The sequence below is a fragment of the Oleiphilus sp. HI0132 genome, assembly GCF_001635845.1.
The window spans coordinates 1-1,381 of sequence record NZ_LWGJ01000706.1 but is presented as its reverse complement, the minus strand read 5'-3'; the positions used below and the strand labels follow the sequence as shown (position 1 = coordinate 1,381).

General features: G+C 47.9%; 1 protein-coding gene. It reads left to right on the top strand.

Features of this window, described 5'->3' with window-relative positions; genetic code table 11:
* Positions 1-1,239 (top strand): IS21 family transposase (gene istA / locus A3766_RS08445; RefSeq protein ID WP_068642073.1); only part of this gene is annotated, 1,239 nt, incomplete at its 5' end.
* Positions 1,240-1,381: the final 142 nt, after the last annotated feature.

Sequence of the window (1,381 nt, the reverse complement as noted above, 5' to 3'; positions counted from 1 at the left end):
GTTTCCTATGATCGTGTTGCTGCGTTTGCACGGCAGTGGCGACAAGAGCAACATGAAGCAAAGAGCACTGCCGCTAAGCGAGTCTATGTTCCACTGACTTTTGCACCAGGCGAAGCATTCCAGTTTGATTGGGGCGAAGATTTCGCCACGATCAATGGTCGGAAGTGCTGCCTTCAAGTTGCTTACTTCAAGCTAAGCAATAGTCGAGCTTTCTTCCTGCGAGCTTATTACAAACAAACGCACGAGATGCTGTTTGATGCACACAATCATGCATTTCGGGTCTTTGGTGGCGTGCCTGAACGCGGCATCTACGACAACATGAAGACTGCTGTGGATAAGGTACGATCAGGTAAACAGCGCGATGTTAATCGCCGATTCCAAACGCTAGTCAGTCATTATCTGTTTGAAGCTGAGTTCTGTAATCCAGCTGCAGGTTGGGAGAAAGGCCAAGTCGAGAAAAAGGTGCGAGATGCTCGGCATCAGTTATGGCATACCGCTCCCAAGTTCAAGACTCTCGAAGAACTTAATGCTTGGCTTGAACGCCAATGTATTGAACTGTGGCACCGCCAAAAACACCCAGAACAATCCAATCTAACGGTTGCTGAATGCTGGCGACAAGAACGGCCATGTTTAATGCCTGTCCCAGCGCCATTCGATGGCTATGTAGAAGAGACTAAGCGAGTCTCTTCTACATGCTTAATTACGTTCGAGCGTAACCGCTATAGTGTCCCGGCAAGCTTTGCTAACCAGCATGTGAGTCTTCATGTTTATGCAGCTGAAATCGTTATCGTTGCCGAAGGCAAGGAGATAGCAAGACATAGACGTATCTTCAATCGCAAGCATGATGCAGGTATCACCAAGTATGAATGGAGACATTATCTAGCCGTGGCTCAACGCAAACCAGGAGCACTGCGTAACGGCGCACCGTTCGAGACCTTGCCAGACAGCTTCAAGTCCATTCAAAAGTATTTACTTCGACGACAAGGTGGTGATCGAGAAATGGTCGAGATATTGGCCTTGGTACTTCATCACGACGAACAGCTGGTTGAGCAAGCGGTTGAGGAATCTCTGCGATGCGGGCACCCCTCAAAACAGCATGTAATGAACTGTTTGAGCCAACTCATCGAACAGGAAACACCTGAGCCTTTGCTAACACCACCCTCTCTCATTCTAAACGAAGAGCCTATTGCCAACACACAACGCTACGATCAACTAAGAGGTCATCCTTATGCACATTGAAACCATGATCCACACCTTCAAACAACTCAAACTACACGGTATGGCCAACAGTGTTATGGAGCTATCACAGCAAGCTGGGCCATCTTACCTTCAAGCACAGCCCATTCTTGAAGCCTTGATCAAAGCTGAAGTAACAGATCGA